The organism is Bdellovibrio bacteriovorus (assembly GCF_001592755.1).
Classification (GTDB): Bacteria; Bdellovibrionota; Bdellovibrionia; order Bdellovibrionales; family Bdellovibrionaceae; genus Bdellovibrio; species Bdellovibrio bacteriovorus_E.
On the sequence record NZ_LUKF01000019.1, the window covers coordinates 1 to 20,081 of the forward strand.

The 20,081-nt window shown below is 46.3% G+C and carries 16 protein-coding genes; 8 read left to right on the forward strand and 8 right to left on the reverse strand.

Features of this window, described 5'->3' with window-relative positions:
- Positions 1–349: 349 nt before the first annotated feature.
- A complete protein-coding gene (locus AZI85_RS14685; protein WP_041871281.1) occupies positions 350–1,195 on the reverse strand; it encodes a flagellin in 846 nt (281 codons plus the stop codon).
- 271 nt (positions 1,196–1,466) lie between these two features.
- Here AZI85_RS14685 and AZI85_RS14690 point away from each other — a divergent pair, with 271 nt between their 5' ends.
- On the forward strand, positions 1,467–2,225 hold the full coding sequence (locus AZI85_RS14690) for a substrate-binding periplasmic protein (protein ID WP_063244788.1): 759 nt from the start codon (positions 1,467–1,469) through the stop codon (positions 2,223–2,225).
- A 155-nt stretch (positions 2,226–2,380) separates the two neighbouring features.
- Complete coding sequence (locus AZI85_RS14695; RefSeq protein WP_063244789.1) at positions 2,381–3,700, forward strand: HD domain-containing protein; 1,320 nt, start codon at positions 2,381–2,383, stop codon at positions 3,698–3,700.
- Positions 3,701–3,715: 15 nt separating this feature from the next.
- Here the strand turns inward: AZI85_RS14695 and AZI85_RS14700 are convergent, their stop codons facing one another.
- The 4 genes from AZI85_RS14700 to AZI85_RS14710 all read right to left on the reverse strand — a co-directional run bounded on the left by AZI85_RS14700 (position 3,716) and on the right by AZI85_RS14710 (position 6,505).
- Positions 3,716–4,474: an SDR family oxidoreductase gene (locus AZI85_RS14700; protein WP_063244790.1), complete on the reverse strand. Its 759-nt coding sequence runs from the start codon at positions 4,472–4,474 to the stop codon at positions 3,716–3,718.
- Between the two features lie 14 nt (positions 4,475–4,488).
- On the reverse strand, positions 4,489–5,670 hold the full coding sequence (locus tag AZI85_RS14705; RefSeq protein WP_063244791.1) for an acetyl-CoA C-acetyltransferase: 1,182 nt from the start codon (positions 5,668–5,670) through the stop codon (positions 4,489–4,491).
- A 79-nt stretch (positions 5,671–5,749) separates the two neighbouring features.
- Positions 5,750–5,905 carry a hypothetical protein gene (locus AZI85_RS17690; protein ID WP_155724055.1) on the reverse strand — a complete coding sequence of 52 codons (156 nt, stop codon included), beginning with the start codon at positions 5,903–5,905 and terminating at the stop codon, positions 5,750–5,752.
- Between the two features lie 57 nt (positions 5,906–5,962).
- Positions 5,963–6,505: a hypothetical protein gene (locus tag AZI85_RS14710; RefSeq protein ID WP_063206193.1), complete on the reverse strand. Its 543-nt coding sequence runs from the start codon at positions 6,503–6,505 to the stop codon at positions 5,963–5,965.
- A gap of 339 nt (positions 6,506–6,844) precedes the next feature.
- Between AZI85_RS14710 and AZI85_RS14715 the strand changes: the two genes are divergently transcribed.
- A complete protein-coding gene (locus AZI85_RS14715) occupies positions 6,845–9,061 on the forward strand; it encodes a hypothetical protein (protein ID WP_253721016.1) in 2,217 nt (738 codons plus the stop codon).
- A gap of 58 nt (positions 9,062–9,119) precedes the next feature.
- Here the strand turns inward: AZI85_RS14715 and AZI85_RS14720 are convergent, their stop codons facing one another.
- Genes AZI85_RS14720 through AZI85_RS14730 form a run of 3 tightly spaced genes read right to left on the reverse strand, consistent with a single transcriptional unit; the run spans position 9,120 to position 11,523 of the window.
- Entirely contained in the window at positions 9,120–9,719 is a 600-nt protein-coding gene (locus AZI85_RS14720) for a hypothetical protein (RefSeq protein WP_063244792.1), read from the reverse strand.
- Between the two features lie 60 nt (positions 9,720–9,779).
- On the reverse strand, positions 9,780–10,784 hold the full coding sequence (locus tag AZI85_RS14725; protein ID WP_063244793.1) for a M23 family metallopeptidase: 1,005 nt from the start codon (positions 10,782–10,784) through the stop codon (positions 9,780–9,782).
- 13 nt (positions 10,785–10,797) lie between these two features.
- A complete protein-coding gene (locus AZI85_RS14730; protein ID WP_063245057.1) occupies positions 10,798–11,523 on the reverse strand; it encodes a Stp1/IreP family PP2C-type Ser/Thr phosphatase in 726 nt (241 codons plus the stop codon).
- A 134-nt stretch (positions 11,524–11,657) separates the two neighbouring features.
- Between AZI85_RS14730 and AZI85_RS14735 the strand changes: the two genes are divergently transcribed.
- From AZI85_RS14735 to AZI85_RS14755, 5 genes are all read left to right on the forward strand, one after another.
- The gene (locus tag AZI85_RS14735) at positions 11,658–12,605 is read left to right on the forward strand and encodes a cell envelope integrity protein TolA (protein WP_063244794.1); all 948 of its coding nucleotides are present in this window, start codon (positions 11,658–11,660) and stop codon (positions 12,603–12,605) included.
- A 118-nt stretch (positions 12,606–12,723) separates the two neighbouring features.
- Positions 12,724–15,495, forward strand: a complete 2,772-nt coding sequence (locus AZI85_RS14740; RefSeq protein ID WP_063244795.1) for an RCC1 domain-containing protein — start codon at positions 12,724–12,726, stop codon at positions 15,493–15,495.
- A gap of 227 nt (positions 15,496–15,722) precedes the next feature.
- Positions 15,723–18,536 (forward strand): pyruvate dehydrogenase, encoded by a 2,814-nt coding sequence (locus AZI85_RS14745; protein ID WP_063244796.1) that lies wholly within the window; start codon positions 15,723–15,725, stop codon positions 18,534–18,536.
- Positions 18,537–18,577: 41 nt separating this feature from the next.
- Positions 18,578–19,342 carry a hypothetical protein gene (locus tag AZI85_RS14750; protein ID WP_063244797.1) on the forward strand — a complete coding sequence of 255 codons (765 nt, stop codon included), beginning with the start codon at positions 18,578–18,580 and terminating at the stop codon, positions 19,340–19,342.
- On the forward strand, positions 19,339–20,001 hold the full coding sequence (locus AZI85_RS14755) for a class I SAM-dependent methyltransferase (RefSeq protein WP_253721017.1): 663 nt from the start codon (positions 19,339–19,341) through the stop codon (positions 19,999–20,001). Before AZI85_RS14750 ends, AZI85_RS14755 begins: the two co-directional genes overlap by 4 nt.
- Positions 20,002–20,081: the final 80 nt, after the last annotated feature.

Sequence of the window (20,081 nt, forward strand, 5' to 3'; positions counted from 1 at the left end):
AAGAAGAGTAAGAAAGTTCTCTCTAAGAAAAGAGCATGGAGGCCAGGCCTCTAAAAAAACAGCGCACTTATCTCGGCGCAAAATTCGGTTTTCAATCGACGAGTCTTCCACTCATCTCCCCACCCAATTCAATCTCCACTCAACCATTAAATTGAGGTCCGCCCGTAAGGGCGGCCTCGGTCGCAGGAAACAGATCAAATTGTCAGCTCTAAACAGAGCTTGGGGGCTGTACACTCGGAACCGTCATTCACAGACGGTTCTCTTGAGGGTGATCTTGATCATTGAAGATAAGATCGGGAACCAAAGTCATTTCGTCACCAGAGCTCTAGCAAGCTAGAGCTTATCTGGATTAAGAGAACGACTTGTTCAAGAGTCCAAGTGCTACGTTAGCTTGTTGGTTCGCTTGTGCTAGTACGCTAGTACCTGCTTGCAACAAGATATTATTTCTAGTCATTTCAGATGTCTCTTCAGCTACATCCACATCTCTGATACGAGAGTTAGCGGCTGACATGTTCTCAACTGAAACTTGGATATTCGAAACAGTTGATTGCAGACGATTTTGGATCGCACCGAAGTCTGCGCGCATCGCAGAGACACTCACGATCGCTGTATCAATCGCTGACAAAGCATTCTGTGCGGAAGCTTTATCGGCTACTGATGTCAGGTTCACTCCCAAAGCGGCAGAGTTTGCATCGGCTTTAGAAGCATCGAAAGAGATACGGTCGATTTCAGGATTATTTCTAGTACCAACTTGGAAGTCCAAGATGGAGCCCACACCTGCTAACAACTGAGTTCCGTTGAACTCTGTACCTTCAGAGATACGGTCGATCTCAGAGACCAACTGATCGTATTCCACATTCAGGAATTGTCTTTCTACAGGTCCGATAGTATCAGAAGCGGCTTGTACAGCCAACTCTCTCAAACGAATCAAGATCGAAGAGATCTCATTCATTGAACCCTCTGCCACCTGGACTAGAGAGATACCATCTTGAGCATTTCGTGATGCTTGTTTTAAACCGCGAACCTGAGCTCTTAAGTTCTCAGAGATCGCTAGACCAGCGGCATCGTCACCGGCGCGGTTAATTCTGAATCCTGATGCAAGCTTTTCCATGCTCTTATCAAGACCAATCTTCGTTCCCCACAGAACTCTCTGTGCATTTAACGAAGCAGTGTTCGTGTTAATACGTAACCCCATAATTCCTCCTCCTTGAAGATTTGCTGAGTTTCGATCCTTGAAACTCAGGGCACCATTCTTGGTACCATGGGTAGTTCATTCGCTTACCTTACTGATCGGTGTGTCTGAAAATTCCTAAAGTGATACGTCTCATTTTTTTACAAAACTAGCCCCCCGTCGAGGTTCACCTAAAGAAACAACCCTGCTCTCACGTACGCACTAAGCTATTGAACTCGAAGCGAATTTTTTAATTTCTCATGACGACATAAACAATCTTCTGTATCGTAAATTCATGCGAACATTTTTTTTGCTGATCTGTATTCTTGAGATTGTTTCAGTCGCAAACGCTACTTCTAAGAAGGAAGAGATTCATTTAGTAACGTTTGAAGCTCCCCCGTATCTCGGCGAAAAACTTCCTGAACACGGTGCCGGCGTCTACGCTCTAAGGGAAATTATTAAAAAAACGAACTTCACCCTGAAGGTCACCTTTGTTCCGCCATTAAGAGCCAAACAAATAGTTAATAAGGACGGTTACGCAGGTTTCTTTCCCGTGTCCTTAGCAAATCTGCCCAGCGGATTTAAGATGTCGCGTGTGTTTTATCGAACGCCATGGATGATAGCTGAACGAAAGTCCAGTCCGATCCTATGGGAGAAAACTGTCGACCTTATTCCTTATAAAATCGGAAACGTTGCTGGGTATGATTTATATAAAGACCAACAGGAACTCGTTAATAAAAAGAAACTCCATGTAGAGTCGGCCTCAAATGATGAAGCCAACCTTCTTAAGCTCGCCAACAAACGCGTCGATCTTATCTTTATTGAAGCCGCGATGTTCGAGTTCCTGATGAAAACCAGTCCTCGCCTGAAACCCTTTCAGAAGGATCTGCAACTCAATCCCCGCATCGTCAACTTGGACGAATACGGAATTGCGTTTAAGGACAACAAGCAAGCTCAAGAGCAGATGGCGGCCTTTAATAAGGCGATCACGGAAGAGCACTTCACCCGACTTATCAGTGAATATTTTAAGAAGCATCCCGCCTTAAACCCTTAGAATCACGAATTTTTTGCAGGGCCCGCGTCGAACCTCTCTATATATAGGCGGGCTGTCGGGTGACCTCACCTAGACCTAGGAACCGCCTTCTTGGACAATTGACTTCTTCTTTGTAAACGTTAAATACATACTCGAAATGGCCCCAGGAGGAATACATGGAGATTCGCGATCCCGTCCACGGTTCGATTTACTACTCTGATCAAGAGGTCGCAGTTCTCGACACCGCGGAATACCAACGTCTTCGCGCGATCAAACAACTGGGTTATGCCGAGTTCAGTTTTCCTGGAGCAACTCACAATCGCTACATCCACTCTGTCGGAGTCGGCCACTTAGCCGGAGAAACTTTCGATGCGATTTTCCGCGTTTATCCATTTACAAAGCCTTCAGTAAAAACTCGTTTTCGCCAGGTTTTAAGATTGGCAGCCCTTCTTCACGATGTGGGTCATGGCCCGTTGTCGCACACAACGGAACAAGTCATGCCTCATCTTTCAGAGCTGGATATCAAACTCTACAAAGAACAAGAACAGTACGGTGAAGAAGCTCACACGGTGATGAATCACAATCGTCGCGCGAATCACGAAGACTACACCATCAAGTATGTCACGGATTCAAAGATCGCCGACACCATTCGCCAGCAGTTTCCTGAAATTGCGCCGATTCATGTTGCTTGCTTGATCGATAAGGCCCTTCATTGCCCTGATGATTTCTTCGTGGACGGCGGTGTGGATTTCCGCCCCATCTTAAGTCAGTTGGTGTCGAGCGAGCTGGATGTGGATCGCATGGACTACTTAGAGCGCGATTCTTATTTCTGCGGAACTAACTACGGAAAGATCGATTTATCCTGGATCATGCAAAACATGACGTTCTATCGTCGTGAAAATAAAATGTATTTAGCTTTAAATCGCCGGGCCCTTTATTCGTTCGATGATTTTTTGATTTCTCGTCATCACATGCATTTGATGGTGTACTGCCATCACAAGAGCATTATCTATGAAGAGATGTTGAATCGTTATTTGACGTCACCAGATTGTACGTTCGTTCTTCCGGGCGATATCAATGAATACACTCGTTACAACGATTACCGCTTGCATGAGCATTTGATCAGCGTAAGCAATCCTTGGGCTCAAAGAATCGCGCAAAGAAAGCCGTTTAAGGTTTTAATTGAGCAGCACAATACTTCGGAATCTGAAAAGCCAGAGATGATTAAAAAAGCGCTGGAGGCTGAAGGCCTGGAAGTGATTCGCACAAGCTCTAAAGCTCGTTTGTCTAAATATCACACGGCTTCGCCCGAAGAGCGCGCCCTCCAGATTTACGTGGTTGATCAATACGATCGCTGGGCAAAAACAGCGCCTATCAATCAGACGACAGAAATCTTCCAACGCTATGAAGGTGCGCGTATTATCGACCGCATCTATGTCGCGCCAGAACAGATTCAAAAAGCAGATTCTATTTTAAAAGGACTGAAGCTCTCTTAAGAGAGCTTCTAAAGATTAAGTCAAAGAGATCACTTGACCGTTCACCGCGGCCCCGTACTGACTGACCAAGTATGTGATCGTGTTGGTGATCTTATCAGGCTCTGTGATTTTAAGATGCGGCTCTTTTTCTTTCAGCTTTTCAACTGCTTCTTTGATGGATTTAGCTTCAGGATGTTGAGCCAAAATAAATTCTTCCGTCAAACCCAGCTTCAAGCAGTTCACAGTGATATTGAATTCGGAAACCTGTTTTGCCAAAGTCTGAGCAAAAGGAACCAAAGCTCCACGAGCCCCTGCCATGACTGGATCAGGATAGGATTCATTGAGAAGATATAAAATACGACCGCGTTTGCGATTCTTTAAAAAATTCAAAACTGCATGGGTCAACATCACCGAACTTTTAAAACCATGCAGCACTTCATCATCTAAGTGAGTCAGCGGATCGCCGATCTTAAAGCGGTTGGGTTTATTATAAACTTGAGCGTCAATGAAAAGATCTACGGAACCAAAAGATTGAGCGGCCGTACCGACTGCATCTTTGATATCTTCAGGCGTTTTCATCGGGGATTTAATACTTAAAGCGCGACCAAACTTTGGGTTGATTTCGCGAGCGTCATTGATTTGATTGCAAAAGCGTTGGCTTCCGGCATTGTCAAAATCAAGCAGCACACAGTCCGAACCCATTTGCGTCAGACCCATCATCAAACTTTGCACCGTGGTGGTGAAAGGCCCGACGATCAGGGCCGTTCTTTCGCGCAGATTAAATCCGTTTTCCATAGACTTCTTTCTGTCTAAATACGTTCGATGATGATGGCAATACCTTGACCGCCACCGATACAAGCTGAACCCAATGCGTACTTGGCATTACGACGGTGAAGTTCATAAACCAAGTGATTCATGATACGAGTTCCCGAAGCTCCCAAGGGATGTCCTACGGCAATCGCGCCACCATTGACGTTGGTTTTTGCCGGATCCAGTTTTAACTCTTTTTCTACGGCTAAATACTGAGCTGCAAAAGCTTCATTCACTTCGACAAGATCCATTTGATCTAAAGTCATTCCCGCCTTTTGCAAAGCCAGTCTTGCGGCCGCAGCCGGTCCGATCCCCATGATCGTAGGATCACATCCCACCGATGCATAGCTCACGATGCGAGCCATGGGTTTCATTCCCAATTCTTTGGCTTTTGATTCACTCATCAATAAAGAGCAAGCCGCACCATCAACGATTCCTGAAGCAGAAGCCGCCGTGACCAATCCGTCTTTTTTGAAAAGAGATTTCAAGGTAGAGACTTTTTCTAAAGTGGATTCAGGTTTTGGATGTTCATCTTTATCGACGACCACTGTGCCTTTACGACTTTCCACCGAAACTGGACAAATTTCTTGCGCAAAATAACCTTTATCTAAGGCTGCTTTATAGCGCTGTTGAGATTGGATCGAGTACTTGTCAGACTGCTCGCGCGTGATGCCGTACTTCTCTCCCAAATTTTCCGCCGTGATCGCCATCGGCATTTTCGCGTAAGCGTCAGTTAATGCTGACGTCATAAGATCTTCAAGTTCGAAGTTCCCCATGCGCATTCCATCAAAGCGAACTTTGCGAGCAACATAAGGAATTAAAGACATTTGCTCTACACCACCAGCCAGGACCGCAGTTGCTTCCCCACACTGGATCATTTGCATGGCGTTCACCCACGACTGAAATCCACTGCCACAAAGTCGATTGACTGCAAAAGCACCCACATGCACAGGGACACCGGTTTTAAGACCAATGTGACGAGGAAGATAGGCCGCGTCTGCACCAGACTGAACCACGTTACCAAAAACAACGTGATCAATTTTTTCAGGTGATAATCCCGCTTGCTCAAGTGTCGCTTTGGCAGCAGCCACACCCAAATCAGTTGCCGATACATCCTTCAGAGAGCCACCAAACCCACCAAAAGGAGTTCTTTTTCCAGAGATAAATACGATTTTTTCCATGCACTAAGGGTAGGCGCCAATCCTCGTTCGGTCAAATAACGAGGACGAAAGTCTAGGAAGAAATCCTAGAGCCCATGATCTAAAGATCGAAAATTCTTTTATCACTATTATTATTTTGGCGGGCCTTATCGATGTCTTCCTGGTGCTTTTCAGGATTGGTTTCAGTCCCCGCTGGGGATTTTTCTTTTTTAGAAGGTTGTTGTTTTTCTTTATTTGAGTTCTTATCTGGCGCCATTTCATCCTCCGCTCTTGAAAGTCGAAAGCGAAACGTACGAAATAGTTATTTAGCTGACTACCACGACCAAGCTACGCCGACCATCGAAAGGTCTTCGTCTTTATTGGCCTTATGGGTAACGAATAAATCTTTGTTGCGGTATTTTTCTTTTAAAACGATATCCGTCGCCGCGGCTTTCGCATCGTAATTAAATGCGGCCTTTAACCAGCCCGAATACTCAACCTTTGCCAGAGCCTGGAAAGCCTCCACACGGAATGAGAATTTATGACTTACGCCTTCTTTGCTAGAAGCCGGAACGACAACATCGGTTTTTAACTTTTCTTGAGTTTGCTCAGCAAAGCGACCTAAAGCCGTTTCTTTCATCATACGAGAGTTAAACCACAATGAAAATCCACGGTCGGCAATACGTCCAAGAACAGTTCCCTGGCTATCACCTTCTTTAAGATCGAGAGGAATCACTTTTGCCACATCGGACTTAGTGATCTTCGGAGTCACATTATCTTTAGGAATAATAAGTCTTTTAGTGGACTTCAAATCCACCTTGCCCAGGCAGGGACAAGTAAAACCTAATATTAAGAGACATGACATGATCAGCTTCATACCTCACCTCTACTTCAAAGATTGTTCCATCCTCCTGCGTCCAAGTCCCATTACTTTGAAGATAATAAGCAAATGACAGCGGTTCTATTACGGTAGGGTCAAAAAGCGTCTAGAAAGCTCACGGGTGACAATCTTTCGCGAACAGGCCTTGGACTTGTTTCAAAACGAAGCGCTAGGGCATTGGGCTTGCACTACGATTCCGCGAACGCGTCCGTCTTTTTTGAATGTGCAGGTGAAGTGTTGTGTTTCCAAGAACTTAGGACCACGACATGGATCGGAGTGCCTCAAAATGACACGCAAAAAAAGTTACTTGGCGAAAAGTTTAACAATGGAGACTTTATGAAACTGAAGTACGTAAAGCGAAGTGCGATGGCCTTTGCGATTTCCGCAAGTTTCATTATCCCCCATGCACCGCAAACAGTGCTGGCGGCTAGTGCAAACACATCCTCATCCTCAGGATTTCCTTTGGATTTATTTCCTGAAGATGATGCGGGTGATACAGGCCTCTTCCCGACAACTCCTTCAGTTCCTAAAGGGAATCAGAACTCCAATAATAACAACAATAATGGCAACAGTAATGGTGGTTCTGGGTCCTCAACTCGTCCTCCAAGTTCGTCCTCTTCAAACACTCGTCCCACTTCAACGGGCACGAAAATGGGTGCGGCAAGAGTGGCAGAAGCTTATAGCTGTCCTCTTTTTGACAACCGCCCTCACGCTGAATTGATCGCGGCGATTGATTCTCTTAATAAAGAAGTGAAAGCTTCCCCTGAATGTACGGGTTCTCCTTCAGCTCAAGCGATTGAAAAGAATGGCGATCAAATTAAGAACAGCATCGCTTCTTTGCAACAAATCATGGCGGCTCAAGATGCAGCGATGGTAAACACTGCGCAAATCGATCAATCCATGACGGCGGCGTTAGCAGCGGTGGGTAGCCTTGGCGATATTATCAATAACAACAACTTCCTGAACTCAAAGTGCGGTCGTCAAACAATGTCGACAGGTAAAGTTTTGTTGGCGATGAACGATGTGATCAACGGTCTTGCGCCTTATGCTCTCTTTGCGGTTTCTATGAATGCGGCTTTGGCTCCGGCACTTCCGTTTGTTATCGGTGGTGTGGTTGCAACTAGCGGTATTTCTGCCATCGCGAAAATGATTGACGCAAATACTTTGGACATGACTAACCCTGATCACCGTAAAGCGGTTCTTCAAAATACATGTCAGTACACGAAAGTGGCTAAAAAAGTTCGCTTCATGCAACTGGCTCAAAGTGGAAAGATCAGCAAAATCACTCAAGAGCTTGAAAAAGAAGTGGATCTTTACAAAAAGAAATTCACAACGCCAACTCGTGAGCTTTCTCAACTTTTGACTTACAGAGAAGCCGTTATGAAGAACACGTCAGCTATCGAAGCTCAGATCGCTAACGATCGCGCTGATATCATGACTGTGGATAACCAAATCACTCAAAATCCAGACAACTTGATGGTTTGTACTTTGGGTAATGAGCTTGTGAACTGGGCTCGCGACGGTAAGACCTTCCCGGCTTCTGCTTTCTTGAATTTGGAAGCAGCCACAGCTCAAGGCGATCGCGGTCAAAAACTTCAAGCATCAACTATGAGAAACTTGCACAACTCTTCTATGAAGAGAATCGCAGACTCCGCTTCTAAAGTTTATGACGATGAAGGCGCTTTGAAAGCCTGTGCTAGTGCCAGCCGTTCTTGGATGAATGGTGTTCGCCAAGCTGTGAGCTTGACGACTTCGATCATTGCAAACTCTAAGGTTTCTTTAGAGTCTGAACTTTCTAGAAATTCAGAGTACACTCAATGGAAAGCTCAATACACTCGTATTGAAGTAGAAAAAGTGACTATCAAACGTGTTGAAAAAGCGATGCAAGAGCTTTCAAAAGACACTTCAATCATCGACCGTTCTGAGCTTGCTCAACGTATGGTGAATTTGAAATCAGGTCTTTTCGGTTCACGCAGTGCTTGGGGCTTCGGAGCTCCTCCAGTACAAGCTTGGATTGATCATACGAAGTCTATGCATGACCAAGCGATCTCTGCTTTCGTAACTAGCATGAGTGCGGTTCGTAACGGTTCTTACAGCTTGACGAAGTCAGGTCGTAATCAGGATATCAAGTCGACTCCAGCGGGTGGTATGTACCGTGATCCGAAAATCCAAGTTGAGTCTGCTAAAATTGCTAAAGAGCTTAGCAACTTGAATTTGACAGAGCTTCCACTGGGTTCTCGTGAACAAGAACTTATGTGTCAATACTTAGAATCTGCATGGTTGGATTGGTCAGCGGCTATCGATCACTTAGGCGCAGTACAATTCTTCTGTGATATGATCGATCCAGTATTAGACGTTAAAATGGATTCAGCCGTATTGACTTCTTGCCGTGGAAACCAACAGTTGAACGGAACAACATTCCGTAAATCGACGGTTCTTATGGCTCAAGATGTTCTTGTAAGAAAAGGCTATAAAGCGGACGCGGCTTTGATCAAGCAAAAGCTTGATGCTCTTCAATGTCCAATGCCAGCTGTTTCAGTTATGAATCAGTAGTTGTTAAACGGAAATTTCGCTTCAAGGAAAGGCCTCGCAGTTGCGGGGCCTTTTTTATTTAAGGCATCACAGTGACCAGCGCTGAGTTCGCTGCCGCCACAGTCATAATATCCGCACGGCTCAATGCGGACTGTGAAGAACGAATCACCACTTGAATTCCCGCTGCCACATAGTCACGTAAGTCGGCGGCCGTCGTCGCTGAATTCACATTAAGCACGAAAGGTTTTGCCGCCGCTAAAGCTAAAAGATCCGTTTTAGAGATACCCGATGACGCCGTCATCACGACAATCTGAGCGCCCGCCTGTGCAATGGAAATAATGTTAGGAACCGTGAGCCGCGCCCCGTCCACATACAAAACAAAACTTCCTGCGCGAGCGAGGTCCACAAAATCCGATGCACTGTAAGTCGTTTTTGCGACTGAGATACCAACGTTGATATTCGGACTTTGCAAAAGCTGAATCGTATCAGCTTTGCCAACCAAGCCCACCGCATTCTGACAATAGGTCACTGTAGAGACTCGCGCAATTTCACGAAGATCGGCGACAGACATATTCGTCGCGCTGTTTTCGCGCAAGCATTCCGAAAATTGCGGTGGCAAAGCCGCCCACGAAGACAAAGCCAGAAAAGAAATCAAAAATGAGAAGATTAAAGCTTTCATTTTCACCTCGCCTTTATATTTTCGCTGAATTTAAAATACCCGTCTAGGTCTTTATATGTGCTACTCGTCAAGGATGTAGTTGATAGGATCTACGGCGGTTCCATTGATGCGCACTTCATAGTGAAGATGCGGTCCCGTCGAACGGCCTGTATTACCTACAGCACCCACGACGTCCCACTTACTGACACGCTGACCGACTTGAACGTAAATCTGCGACAAGTGACCAAAGCGAGTTGTCACGCCGTAACCATAGTCAATCGTGATAAGCTTCCCGTAAGATTCATCATAACTTGCAAACACCACAACCCCGTCAGCCGGAGCATACACCGGTGATCCCGGAGCCGCCGCGATATCAAGACCCGCATGCAGAGCCGTTTTCCCGGTGAACGGAGAAACACGATAGCCGAAGCGCGATGTGATCCAGCCTTTAGCAGGCTTCATGTTCGGTGTGGAGTTCAACAAGCTTTGTCTTTCCGACAGGCTTTCCCACAAATCGATCACACTTTGTTCTTTCAACTGAGTTTCTTTGACGGCTTTATCAATGCGCACAACCAAAGACGCGTAATCTTTATCCGCATTTTCGTTTGCCAGTTCACCGATTTGATCATTCAACGGTTTTTTGTTCGCAAAAACCTGATCCTGCTCAACCAGCTCTTCCGGCTCTTGACGCTGTTCCATTGGCTCATACTCTTCAACTTGTTGCCCCGCTGAAGGTTTCGGACCCATGGTCAGTTTTGTGATACGGTCTTCCGCATCGACGTTGGTGATCAAGCTTAGTTTTGTTGTGAAAGTTTTTACGCGTTCTAAAGAATTTTCCAAAGCGCTGACTTTACTTTCAACTACTTGGAACTGCTTAATGAGCTGTGCATTTTCGGCTTTAAGACGCTTGTTTTCCATCGCCTGCAAAAGCAAACCGAAGTAATCCACAAGTCCTGCCGCGAAAATGATAATGATGATGCCGGAAATAAAAGATAAGGCCTTCAGCCATGCAGCTGAGAGCACGATCTTACGGGTTTTCCCCGTTTGATTGCTCACTATAAACAGCGTGACTTTCTTCTTATCCAACCTGACCTCAACTCTATTCGTGGAAATGCAACAGCATCACTGTCACGTTATCATCGCCACCATTTGCAAGTGCTTGTTCTACACAAGCTTTGACTGCTTTGTCAGGTGTATTTTGATTCAAAATTTCAGATATTCTGCCGTCTTCAACAAGACCCGAAAGACCATCCGAACACATTAAGAAAATTTCTCCAGGGAAAATCTCTCTCTCGATGATGTCGGGGTAAGCATCGCGCTCGTAGCCTACGCTGCGAGTAATGACATTTCGTCCCACAAATTGGCGCACTTGCTCTTCACTCATCACGCCAGCGCGCAATTGTTCATTCAAAAGTGAATGATCTTCCGTGATTTGCCACAAATAAGGACGTTTAAAAAGATAACAGCGCGAATCACCGACGTTACCAACATAAAGATGCTTACCGCGAATATAAGCCATCACCATTGTCGTTCCCATGCCTGCAAGCTCGGGACGTTCGTTGGCGGCTTTATCGAAAATTCTTTTGGAAGCTTCTTCGTAGCAATTCAAAATCAATTCACGCGGAGATTTTTTATGCGCATCCGGTTGAAGCATGATTTCTTCCACCGTCTCCACAGCCATACTGGAAGCCACTTCTCCGCCGGAATGTCCGCCCATACCATCTGCCACGATAAAGAGACCAAGCTCCCTATTGATGAGACAGGAGTCTTGATTCGAATCACGACGAAGCCCTTTATCTGTCAGATACCACGAGTCAAATTTCATAGATGTTTCATTTTCACCCAACAGTGACAAAGGAGTCAAAGTCTGGCCCTGGACCAGAGTCGCATTTCACGGGTCCGGTTCACCATCTTCTCAGGTTCGGGTGTCATACTACCGATAGAAAGGGGTGAGGTCGTATGATGAAATCACCGTCTTTCAGAATGTATGTTTTGCTATCACTGGTATTCCACGTTTTGGTTCTTGGGACCTTCCTTGTTGTGGAAAGCCTGACGCCTGAAACGAAGAAAACAGAGACCGTAGACATTAACTTTCTGAGCCCGGAAGATCTTCAAAAAATGCAGCAAGTAGAAGCCGCTTTGAAAAAGCAGGCCCTGTCACGCAATCAGATTGTCGAGCAATCTGAGACCTCCGCGAACGAAGAAGTCCCCGAAAATGCCCGTTTCCTGAGCGCTAAAAACCAAAAAGTAGAAAAGCAAACTCAAGCCGCGAACCGTGGTGAGTTCCAAAATTTGAAGAAGGCGGCTCCGCAAAAAACTGGACCTAAAGGCGACGGCAAACAAAAGAATTTAGCGAAATCAGAAGAATCAAAAAAGCAGATCGCGAAAGATTTATTTAAAACTTTTGATGCGAATGAAGCCTTGGAAAGACAAAAACTCGCGGATAAAGAATCAGGTCTGGGCGAAGGTCGTGGCACTGGCGAACAGAACACGGGAACAGGCGCTGAAACAAGTCAGACGAACGATTATCTGAAAGACGTCAACGTCGGTTTAGAAACTGTTTTGAATACACGTGAGTTTAAATATTACTCGTACTACAACCGCATTCGTAAGCAGCTTGCCCAACATTGGGAAGGCCGTGTTCGCGACAAACTTTCAAAAATGTTTAAAGAGGGCCGCGCTCCCGCAGCCACAAATCAAGATCGCATCACCAAGCTGATGATCGTATTGAATGACAAAGGCACCTTGGTGCGTGTTCAAGTTCTTAGTGATTCCGGCGTTCGCGATCTGGATGACGCCGCGATTGAAGCGTTTCGTGCGGCGGCTCCCTTTCCAAATCCGCCAAAGGGTATTGTTGAAGGTGATGGCACCGTTAAAATCCGTTGGGATTTCGTTCTAGAGACATAAAGTTAAAACGAAACGTCTCATATTGAGGCAACAGCACCCGCAGTTACACGTAAACTGCGGGATTTTTTTTTAATAAATCCTCATTAAATTGCAAGCTTCCATTCTCCGATAAGGAGATATGAACTTTTCTGTACGTTTTTTCCTTCTTGTTTTGATACTCATATCCCAAATCGGATGTACTATTGAGGCGAGGTTTGAGGAGTTAGCAAAGACCATCCTCACTCCTTCTGTCGTCCGCAAGCTGCCAGACAATACAAGTGTCGCACTCAAAACGCTGGCTTTGCCTTTTGAAGCGGAACCGCGCCCCAGTTTAGTCATCAAGGCTCCGCCGGCGGGAAACGCCATCGTCGTATATTCCGATGAGTCCTGCGCCACGCCGGTTGCCAGTTCCCTGTCAAACACCGTCGCAAGTGGTACTGATTGGGTTGAAATAGAAATGCCTGTTCAATCCGTCAACGTGCCACACGAGTACTTCATTCCTCACAACAGCGGTTGCGAAAAAGTGGCAGAACATACCTATAAAAAAGTTGTCGATATCCACGTCGGAAATGGCGCTCAAGGACTGATATTTTCAGATCGCAGTATGATCATGTATGGTCAAACTGGCTGGGGAGCGCAGGCCAATCACCTGACAACTCCTCTGACGGGCGTGACCACCACAGCGCGCACCAATCAAAGCACTGCATCCGTTCAAAGTGACGGGACTGTTTACATCTGGGGCAAAGACGACGGCGGAGATTATTTTAGTGAAACAGCGATGCCTTTTAAAGTCTCAGACGTGCATGGCAGCAGCGGCATGTATTTCTTTTTGACCGAAGATAAACGCATTTTTCAGGTCGAGTATATCGACGATATCGCTACGCCGAACGAACCTTTAGATACCAGTCTGACCTATGAAAAGATGTTCGCGTCGGAAGGCGAAGTGTGTGGACTTACCGCGGCAGGCTCGGTCAGTTGTAGTATCGGCGAACCTTCTTCAGGGAATAGCAATATTGAAAAAGTCATCTTCAACAAATCCACTTGGGCGATTGCCGCGGCCGCCGTCAAATCAGATGGAAGTGTCGAAGCATGGGGGGACCCTAGTTATGGCGGAGACGCGTCGGCTGTTTCACCCGCGCCCGCCGGTGTAACAGAAATCTATGCGACGGAAGGCGCTTTTGCCGCATGGGATTCAGTAAATCAAAAAGTCTATACTTGGGGACATTCCGCTTATGGAGGAGATCCGGGAGTGCAGGCCGCAAATATCACAAGTGGCGTGCGAAAAGTGGCCGCCTCAGAAGGAGCCTTTGCCGCATTAAAAACAGATGGCTCTTTGGTTCTTTGGGGAGCCGCTTCAGACGGAAAAGACCCAGGTGCCCTTAGCTCTGAGCTTTACGATCTCGTCGATGTCAAAGCCCTCACGACATATATCATTGCACTCAGAGATGATGGCGATGCCTTTGTCTGGGGAGACAACGACACTCCACAAACCTTCCATGACGTTATCGATATTCATCTTGCTCAAGAATCTGCGGTATTCAGACACTCTGACGGATCTTTGTCGCATTTTTCTAACGGCTATGTCACGCCGGTCAGAAATATTTTAGGCACACCTTGGACGAGTGTCCTTTCTAATTCGAATTATCATACTTTCTTTGCCTTGACTGCGCAGGGCGAGTTTTCAACAGCGGGAAATTCAGAATGGGGCGATGACTATTCCGAAGACATCTGGATTGGCCGTGAAGATGCCAAAATCATTCACCCCAATTGGCAAACTAAAGTCACTCTTCTTAAAGATGGAACCGTCCAATGCTCAGGGGATGCGGTCGCGGGCGGAGATTGCAGTGCCATTCAATCCCAACTCACTTCAGTGACTGACATTGCCTTTTTAGGTGACGGCGTTAACGCGGTGGCCGTCGCATTGAAGTCTGACGGCACAGCTCTTTTATGGGGCGATCCCGGCTTAGACACTTCTTCTTTTCAAGCCCAACTTGTAAATATAAAGAAAATTGAAACCACTCCGAGCTTCTTTGTAATTATTAAAAATGATAATTCGGTCCTTCTCGTCGGTGGTACGGATCACACGGTGGCTCCGATTTCTAACTACGACTCTAACTCTCAAGCGATTGCGTTTCTTTTAGCAGACAAAACAGTTCAGACCTACGGAAGCGCCTCGCATGGAGGAGATTCCAGCTTGGTGACGGCGCAGTTGGTGAACGTAAAAAAAGTTGTCGCTTCGTCCAGCGCCTTTGCGGCCTTGAAGGAAGATGGCACTGTCGTATGTTGGGGTGATTCCACAAACGATGGTGGCGATTGCTCTTCTTTGGGTCTTAGTAACATCCGCGATATTTTTGCAACAAAAGGTCAGTGGGCCGGTGCTTTCGCCGCGCTATCGGATTCAGGTCAAGTCACCTCGTGGGGCCATTCAGCCTTTGGTGGCGATCAAGGTACGGCGGCGACAAATCTCACCTCGGGCGTCACGCAAATCTATCCTAACGGGTCTGCATTTCTGGCAGTCAAAGGATCAACCGTTGTTGTTTGGGGCGATGTCAACGCCGGTGCATATTGGCAAGATAGCGAAGGCTGGATTACGTCCATCAAAGAAGTTCATACAATCAATCGCGGTTTCTTTATTGTCACCAACGACGGGGACGGAATTGTTTTCGGTTCAAATCGGATTCAGCCTCGCAGAATTCCGAAAGTGAAAAACGTATTTTCTACGACATCGATCTTTTATGTATTGACCACGGACACCGTGGCGGGACAGGCACAAGACCGTCTAACCAGTTACGGTGAATTCGCCCGTCTTTTGCCGCAGCAAATTCAGTATATGCTTCCCGGAAGCACGTTGAAGGTGATCGACGACAGACTGGCTCTGCTTTATGCCGATGGGAGTGGTCGCAAATTTTAGCCGATCTTTAGCTCAGGGGCTTCGGGGCTGTTTCTGGCCGCACCTTGTAATGGGCCCCTAATTTCATTCAAACATCAGAGAGATGCCTTTCGTCACCATTCGGAGGGCGCCCTACGTCTAAATTAGAGCCAGAACTCTTGCTGCGGGGCTTAAATGCATGGACTCCTCCTCTGTACAGTGCTAGGTTGCCAGACGCTAGAAAAGTACAAAATCTGAAGGAGATCCACTTGGATAACTCAACTCTAAAAAATGCCAAACCTGAGGTTCTGGACTCAATCGCTAGACGTGCGCATTACCTTGCGACACAAATGATCTGGCAAGCCAATCACCGCACTGACAAAGAAAAAGGCGACCCGAAAATCGGTGGTCACCCTGCTGCCAGCGCAAGTTCGTTGCACATCATGGGTGCTTTGCACCTTCTTGTGAAATCTGGATTCGATCACATCGCGAATAAACCGCATGCGTCGCCAACAGATCACTCGTACAACTATCTTTTGGATTTGTTGTTGAAGAATGACCTTTCAAAATTGACTCAAGAGCAAGCCGATCAAGCGATGAACGGTCTTCGCAAATTCACTGATGGCAGTGAGTTCGTTTTCCAATCTTACCACTCTGCTTATGATCCTGATAACCACAACTTCTTCCCATCAGGCACAGTGGGCATTCCACCTGTTGAAGCCGGTTACCTTGCATTGGCTTACCGCTATGCTCGTGAACACGGTTACGAAGTTCCAGATGCTCACTTCTGGGCAGTTTGCGGTGACTCTGAATTCCGCGAAGGTTCTATGTATGAAGCTGTTCCTGACTTTGCAGAGCGCGAGTTGGGTTCATTGACTTGGATCCTTGATTACAACCGTCAATCTTTGGACGGTCACCGTATCACGAATAAAGAAATCATGAACGGAACAGATGCCGACCGTGTTGAGCGCACTATGGCTGCCAACGGTTGGGAAGTGATTCAAGTACGTCACGGTTCTAAACGCCAAGCTTTGTTCAAAAAGAAAGATGGCGACACTTTCAAAAACTTCCTAGAAAAAGAACTTGAGGACTACGAACTTCAAGCTCTTCTTCTTGTTCAAGACATGAAAGCTTTGAAAAAAGGAATCGCTAAAGAACATCCAAACATGAAGAAGTTCTTGGATAGCATTTCTGATGAAGAGCTTTTCGATGCGATCCGCGATTTCGGTGGTCACGACATGATCGCTTTGGCTGAAGCGATGGAAAAATCTAAAAAATCCACTCGCAAACCAACAATCATCATCGCCCACACTTTGAAAGGTTGGGGCTTGAAAGCGGCCGCTCAACCGGGCAACCACTCTTCTTTGCCACAAGAAGAAGAAGTGATGGAACTAAAAGCAAAACAAGGTATCAAAGGCGACAAGCTTTATGAACGTTTTGCTGCAAACTCTGTGGAAGGCAAATTCTTGGCCGCTCGCGGAGAAAAACTTCTTACTGAAATCAAAGCGCAACACGCTTTGAAAGCGAAGAACCAAGATTTCTTCTTAAGAAAACTCACTGAGTTCGGCGATATTCCTCAAACTTTGGACATCAACACGAAAATGACCAGCTATCCTCATACTCAATGGATGTTGGGTCAGTTGACAGCGAAGTTGACTCGTATTGCGAACACTCCGCTGGATGAATCTAAATTGGGCGAAAAACAAAAACCTCTGACAGATTCAGAAAAGCCATTCAAACTTCCAGGTGAGTTGTTCATTTCGATGGCTCCGGACGTAGGTACTTCGACGAACTTGAATCCAGCGATGGATGGTAAGATCTTCGGTGCGCCGGTTGTTCAAGACTTGGAAACTGAATTGGGCGTGAAAGACCACAAACTTCCTGACCTCGTTCCTGGCGAAGATGTTTCAGACCGCTTCTTACGTTTTGAAATCGCTGAAGGAAACGTAATGTCTTGCGTGGGCGCTTTCGGAAAAATGCGCGACTTCTTGGGTATTCCAATCATTCCATTGATGACGGTTTATGACTTCTTCATCAAACGTGCATTGGATCAATACTTCTACAACCTTTACTGGAAATCCTCGTTCATTTGCGTGGGAACTCCGTCAGGTGTGACACTTTCTCCAGAAGGTGCGCAACATGGTTGGAAGTCTGACATCCAAATCCCAAATCAAATCACTTGGGAACCGTTCTTCTGCCAAGAGCTTGATTGGATCTTATGTGACACCATCAAACGTCACGTTTTGAACGACAATGCTGGCAGAACCGGAACTCTTCTTCGCCTAGTGACTCGTGGAGCAGAACAAAAAGACATGCTTCACTACTTGAAAAAACAAGCTCGCTTCAAAGCGGGTCTTGAGGGTGCTTTGGCGCGTTCTGAATTCCCTATTGCAGGTGCATTCAACGAGGAAGAACTAGGAACTGTGGACGAAGCGCAAATGATGGCGACAATCCGTGAAGAAGTTCTTAAAGGCGCTTACTACTTGATCGACTACCGCGGTTACGCAGGTTACGAGCCAGGTGATAACGTTGTGAACATCTTCGCGATGGGCTCTATGGTGACGGAAGCAATCAAAGCTTCTGAAGCCTTGTTGTCTCGCGGAATTTACGGAAACGTGATCGTTGTGACTTCTTCAGATCTTCTTGTCGGCATCCAAGGCCATGAAGACGATTATGATTACTTGAAAAATGGTTTGGGTGTGAACTCGAACTTGTACTTAAGAAAAGCTGACGAAGTGACTACGGGTGACCTAGTGACTGTCGCTGGTAAACGCATCCCTGCGGTTTCTGTAGCGGATGGCGAAGCCGGTTTGCTAGACAACATCGGTTCTATCATCGGTGTTCGTCAGGAGTCTTTGGCAGTTCGTAAGCACTCGAAGTGCGGTCGCCCTTCAGAGATCTACGCTTATCACAACATCGACGCGGAAGCCGTGGTTGAAGCTTGCGGAAAAGTGCTAGCTGAAACAGCTCTTGAAAAAGTCATTGTTTCTGAAAGCGCTCTCGGTGAAGCTCATCAAGCAGAAGGACGCGCTGGACACTGGACTGATTTGTGGCCAGCTAAAAACCCTGTGCACAAGCACTAGTCACAGGGTCGTCGCTTCAACGGCGACAGAAACTGGATTGAATGTATACAGATTTAGCTAAGCAAGAACTCCCCTTTGATGGGGAGTTCTTTTTATCTCGAAACAAAAAGTACGAAGAGCTGATTTTCTTCGTTCACTTTTATGAAGGCAGCAAGAAGCAACTTCTTCGTCATATTAAACTTGTAAACTCTTTGGGTTTTGATGCTTTTGCCTTTCAACTTCAAGGCACTTTAAAAGATCTGATCTCACTTCGTCCTCCCGTTAGTAAAGCCGGCGTCTTTGGCACGAAGCACGTCTATGCCGATCAGATCGAAACTCTTTTAAATTTGATTCCGGGTAAAAAGATTATTTTCTCTTTTTCAAATCCGTCGGGCGCGGCGATCGAGGCCATGGCTCGTCGTCATTGTTCAGACACCGTGGCTCTGATTTGTGATAGCGGCCCCACGGCGCGCTTTATTCCTTCTGCCTATAACTTATATACCCATGAGTATAAATTAAAGCCGATGCCTTTACGCGTGGCTTTAGCACCGCTTCTAAGCATGGCTTGGAGTCCTTTCTTACATAAGGATTTGCACGACGATCTAAAGACCTTTCCTGAAGGTTTTAAAGTTCTTTCGATTCGTGGATGGAAGGATTTGTTAATTCCTCCAGATCATATTGATGAAGTCTTTGAACCTCATAGTAACTTGGATTGGACGAAGCTGGCTTTACCCGAAGCGGGACACCTTACCGGTCTTCGCGATTTTAAATCGGACTATGCACCTGTTTTAGAAAAGTTCCTTCATAGCGTGGCAACACCGCTATGATCGTATTTGATGCCAACAATCCCTTCCCGCTCTTAGATTTAAACTCTTACACATATCAAGAAGCGCAAGAGCATTCCTTAAAGGTGGACGAGCATCTTGGCTTTCTATGCGAAAGCATCGAAGCAGAAATTCGCTCCCATGCTAAAGAGTCTTCAGTAGTGCAACAAAACTGGGAGCATCTTTCTGTTCAGGCTTTTCAAACTCCCTACGTCGAGATTCACAATATCCTAGATCTCTTGTCACTTCACCCAGGCGATACGATTGTCGACTTGGGTTGTGCTTATGCGCGAATGGCTTTGGTGATTCAGCGGCACTTTCCCGAACTTCAATTTATTGGCTATGAACTTGAGAATCAGCGCGTGGAAGAAGCTCAAAGAATTCTTGGGATTTCTAGTACGTCAATTCGCGTTCAATCTACTGATCTGTCTGCGGAAAGCTTTCATCTGCCAAGTGCTGACGTTTATTTCATCTTCGACTACGGCACCGAAGCCAACGTAAAGAAAACGCTGCAGGATCTTCAAGAAGTAGCAAAAAGCCGACCCATTCAAGTTGTCGGGCGTGGTCGCTTAACTCGTTTTCTAATTCATAAAGAACACCCCTGGCTTTCGGAAGTTCAGGAGCCTTCTCACTACCCGCATTTCTCTATTTATCGATCTTAAGTCCAAAATGGGATCCAGAAATGGGCCGCAAACCGCTTTTCCGCTGCTGTAGCGGGTTTCAGAGGTTCGCCAAGTGACCG

Excerpts from the sequence above, each read along its gene's own strand:
- AZI85_RS14730 (WP_063245057.1), bottom strand. The coding sequence starts at position 11,523 with ATGAAATTTGACTCGTGGTATCTGACAGATAAAGGGCTTCGTCGTGAT.
- AZI85_RS14695 (WP_063244789.1), top strand. The coding sequence starts at position 2,381 with ATGGAGATTCGCGATCCCGTCCACGGTTCGATTTACTACTCTGATCAA.
- AZI85_RS14685 (WP_041871281.1), bottom strand. The coding sequence starts at position 1,195 with ATGGGGTTACGTATTAACACGAACACTGCTTCGTTAAATGCACAGAGA.
- AZI85_RS14755 (WP_253721017.1), top strand. The coding sequence starts at position 19,339 with ATGATCGTATTTGATGCCAACAATCCCTTCCCGCTCTTAGATTTAAAC.
- AZI85_RS14720 (WP_063244792.1), bottom strand. The coding sequence starts at position 9,719 with ATGAAAGCTTTAATCTTCTCATTTTTGATTTCTTTTCTGGCTTTGTCT.
- AZI85_RS14690 (WP_063244788.1), top strand. The coding sequence starts at position 1,467 with ATGCGAACATTTTTTTTGCTGATCTGTATTCTTGAGATTGTTTCAGTC.
- AZI85_RS14735 (WP_063244794.1), top strand. The coding sequence starts at position 11,658 with ATGATGAAATCACCGTCTTTCAGAATGTATGTTTTGCTATCACTGGTA.
- AZI85_RS14740 (WP_063244795.1), top strand. The coding sequence starts at position 12,724 with ATGAACTTTTCTGTACGTTTTTTCCTTCTTGTTTTGATACTCATATCC.
- AZI85_RS14715 (WP_253721016.1), top strand. The coding sequence starts at position 6,845 with ATGAAACTGAAGTACGTAAAGCGAAGTGCGATGGCCTTTGCGATTTCC.
- AZI85_RS14700 (WP_063244790.1), bottom strand. The coding sequence starts at position 4,474 with ATGGAAAACGGATTTAATCTGCGCGAAAGAACGGCCCTGATCGTCGGG.
- AZI85_RS14750 (WP_063244797.1), top strand. The coding sequence starts at position 18,578 with ATGTATACAGATTTAGCTAAGCAAGAACTCCCCTTTGATGGGGAGTTC.
- AZI85_RS17690 (WP_155724055.1), bottom strand. The coding sequence starts at position 5,905 with ATGGCGCCAGATAAGAACTCAAATAAAGAAAAACAACAACCTTCTAAA.
- AZI85_RS14705 (WP_063244791.1), bottom strand. The coding sequence starts at position 5,670 with ATGGAAAAAATCGTATTTATCTCTGGAAAAAGAACTCCTTTTGGTGGG.
- AZI85_RS14710 (WP_063206193.1), bottom strand. The coding sequence starts at position 6,505 with ATGAAGCTGATCATGTCATGTCTCTTAATATTAGGTTTTACTTGTCCC.